This window comes from Streptomyces boluensis (assembly GCF_009908195.1).
Classification (GTDB): Bacteria; Actinomycetota; Actinomycetes; order Streptomycetales; family Streptomycetaceae; genus Streptomyces; species Streptomyces boluensis.
Window position 1 is genome coordinate 1 of the sequence record NZ_JAAAHS010000591.1, and the last position, 3,029, is coordinate 3,029.

General features: G+C 73.4%; 4 protein-coding genes. 3 read left to right on the forward strand and 1 reads right to left on the reverse strand.

Annotation, left to right across the window (positions count from 1 at the left end; translation table 11 throughout):
• On the reverse strand, positions 1-637 hold a 637-nt coding region (locus tag GUY60_RS36295; protein WP_161705744.1), incomplete at its 3' end, for a DUF4956 domain-containing protein.
• A gap of 189 nt (positions 638-826) precedes the next feature.
• Here GUY60_RS36295 and GUY60_RS36300 point away from each other — a divergent pair.
• The 3 genes from GUY60_RS36300 to GUY60_RS36310 form a co-directional block, all read left to right on the forward strand.
• Positions 827-1,444: a DJ-1/PfpI family protein gene (locus GUY60_RS36300; protein WP_161705746.1), complete on the forward strand. Its 618-nt coding sequence runs from the start codon at positions 827-829 to the stop codon at positions 1,442-1,444.
• Positions 1,441-1,890 carry a MarR family winged helix-turn-helix transcriptional regulator gene (locus GUY60_RS36305; RefSeq protein WP_161705748.1) on the forward strand — a complete coding sequence of 150 codons (450 nt, stop codon included), beginning with the start codon at positions 1,441-1,443 and terminating at the stop codon, positions 1,888-1,890. Before GUY60_RS36300 ends, GUY60_RS36305 begins: the two co-directional genes overlap by 4 nt.
• 133 nt (positions 1,891-2,023) lie before the next feature.
• On the forward strand, positions 2,024-3,029 hold a 1,006-nt coding region (locus GUY60_RS36310), incomplete at its 3' end, for a serine/threonine-protein kinase (RefSeq protein ID WP_161705750.1).

The window sequence follows — 3,029 nt, forward strand, 5'->3', positions numbered from 1 at the left end:
GGCGGGACCGGGGCGTACCGGACGGACGTGTGGCGCCCGGCGAAGGTTCCCGGGATTCCGGTTCCCGGAAACGGACTTCCACAACCATCAGGTCACGTACGTAATCGACCTCCTGGACGGTCCAGCCGAGCGGTTCCCCCAGACGCTCGGCGAGGTCCGCGCGCAGGGCGGCCGGTTCGCGGTGCACGGCGTCGAGGGTGACGACCGCGCGCCGGTCGCGCCGGTACAGGCGCGGGTGGTCGGCCGCGTAGACCACCAGGAGCAGCACGGCGGCGAGCGCGGTGGCCGTGCCGAGGCCGAGGCCGGGGAGCCCGCAGAGCAGGCCGAGGACGAGGGTCGCGAAGTAGTAGGCGACCTCCTGGTGCTGCACCGTGTCGGAGCGGAGCCGGACGATCGAGAGCACCCCGAAGAGGCCGAACCCGAGCGCGAGCCCGCCGCCCGCTCCCGTACCGGCGCGTGCGAGTGCCGCGACGACCACGAACAGGCCGACGTTCAGGGCGAGATACGCGGGTATGAGCTCGCGTCTGCGGTGCCTCGGGCAGAAGACGCCGAAGGTCAGCACGGCCACGGCGACGAGGTCGAGGGCGAGGTGCGCGAACAGGGTGGACAGGCTCGCGATGCTCTGCGGGTTCTCCATGGCCGGGAAGGTAGGTGCGGCCGGGTTAAGCGCTCCCCCTTCGGTGGTTAAGGGGGTCCAGTAGCCGCGCACCCCTGGCCTCATTGACAGTATGCTGTCGTATTGACAGAATGTTGTCACAGTGAGTACGAGGGAACGGAACGCGTCAAAGTCCGCCGTCCAGGAATCCGCGCACCCCGGGAGCATCCGATGACCCGCAAGCCCGTGTACGTCGCCGTCTACGACACCTACGCCGACTGGGAGTCAGGGCACGCCACCGCCTGGCTGGCCCGGGGCGGCTTCGAGATCCGGTACGTCGGGGCGAGCCTCGACCCGGTCACCACCCTCGGCGGGCTGCGCGTCACGCCCGACCTCGCGCTCGCCGACGTACGGCCAGAGGACGCCGCGCTGCTGATCCTGACCGGCGGGGACCTGTGGGACTCGGGTGACGAGCTGGCGCCGTTCGCCCGTGCGGCGCGCGCGTTCCTCGACGCCGGGGTGCCGGTCGCCGCGATCTGCGGCGCCACCGCGGGGCTCGCCCGCGAGGGCCTGCTCGACGACCGGCCGCACACCAGCAACGTCTCCTTCTACCTCCAGGCCACCGGGTACAAGGGCGCCGCGCACTACGTCGACGCGACCGCCGTCACCGACGGCGACCTGATCACCGCCAACAGCACCGACCCGGAGGCCTTCGCCCGCGAGATCCTCGGCCGGCTCGGGGTGTACGAGGGCGAGCAACTCGCCGCCTGGTACCGGCTGTTCCGGCACTCCGACCCGGCGGCGTACGAGGTGCTCGCCGCGGCCGAGGAAGGGAACGAGGGCGCGTGAAGGACACCGAGGCGCTCAGCCGGACGGCGCTCGGCGTCTTCCAGCTCAACGGCCAGTTCCTCGCCGCCTCCGAACGCCTCGCGCGGCCCGCGGGCCTGACCGCCGCCTGGTGGCAGGTGCTCGGCGCCGTGCTGCACGAGCCGCTGCCCGTCGCCGGGATCGCCCGCCGTATGGGCATCACCCGGCAGAGCGTGCAGCGCGTCGCCGACCGTCTGGTGGCCGAGGGGCTCGCGGAGTACGCCCCCAACCCCGCCCACCGCAGGGCCAAGCTCGTCGCGCCCACCGCGAAGGGCCGCGCGGCCGTCGACCGGATCACCCCCGGCCACGCCGACCTCGCCGCGCAGCTCGCCGAACGCCTCGGGGAGGCCGAACTCACCGAGACCGTAAGGGTGTTGGAGCGACTGTCCGAGATCATGCACAGCCTGGAAACCGTTTCGGAACGGTAGCCCACCCGGCCCCCGGCCCGATTTATCCTCGAACAGCCGGGCCCCGGCGCACAGTTCGGTCCGCAGCAGTCCACCGCGGACCGGCGCGACCGGGATCGCGACCGGGACATCCGGTACGGGGAGGGCACGAGCCATGGAGATGCTGGGCGCTTCTGACCCGACGACGATCGGCCCGTACCGGCTGCTCGGGCGGCTCGGCGCGGGCGGCATGGGACAGGTCTTCCTCGCCAGGGCGGTCACCGGACGCACCGTCGCCGTGAAGCTGGTCCGCCCGGAGTTGGCCGAACAGGAGGAGTTCCGGCGCCGGTTCCGGCAGGAGGTGCGCACCGCGAGGCGGGTGGGCGGGCCGTGGACCGCGCCCGTCCTGGACGCCGACACCGAGGCGGAGCTGCCCTGGCTCGCCACCGGGTACGTCGCGGGGCCCGCCCTGGCGACCGTGGTGGCGCGGGACCACGGGCCGCTGCCCGAGCGTTCCGTACGCATCCTGGCCGCCGGGCTCGCCCACGCGCTGCGGGACATCCACGCCGCCGGGGTCGTGCACCGCGACCTGAAGCCGTCCAACGTCCTGCTCACGATCGACGGGCCCCGCGTCATCGACTTCGGCATCGCCCGCGCCCTGGAGACGGTGACCGACGGCGGCCTCACCCGGACCGGCGCGCTGGTCGGCTCGCCCGGCTTCATGGCGCCCGAGCAGGTGCGCGGCGACCGGGTCACCCCGGCCTGCGACGTGTTCTGCCTCGGCTCGGTCCTCGCGTACGCGGCCACCGGCGCACTGCCCTTCGGAGCGGAGAACAGCGGGGCGCACGCGCTGATGTTCCGGATCGCCCAGGAGGAACCCGACCTGGCGGCGCTGCCCAGGACACTGCGCGACCTCGTCCGCGACTGCCTGGCGAAGGAGCCGGAGGACCGCCCGTCCCTCGACGAACTGCTGCGCCGCACCGGGGCCGAGGACACGGTCGCCGACGGCCACGCCCGCGAACCCTGGCTGCCAGGCGCCCTCATCGCCCGCCTCGGACGGCACGCGGTACGGCTGCTCGACGCGGAGGTCGCGGTGGCGGAGGTGGCGGAGGTCGCCGAGGTGCGGGTGCCTGAACCCCGGGCTTCCGACGAGCAGTTGGTGGAGGAGGTGCGCTCGGGGG

Coding starts and splice junctions, on each gene's coding strand:
- GUY60_RS36300 (WP_161705746.1), top strand. CDS start 827: ATGACCCGCAAGCCCGTGTACGTCGCCGTCTACGACACCTACGCCGAC.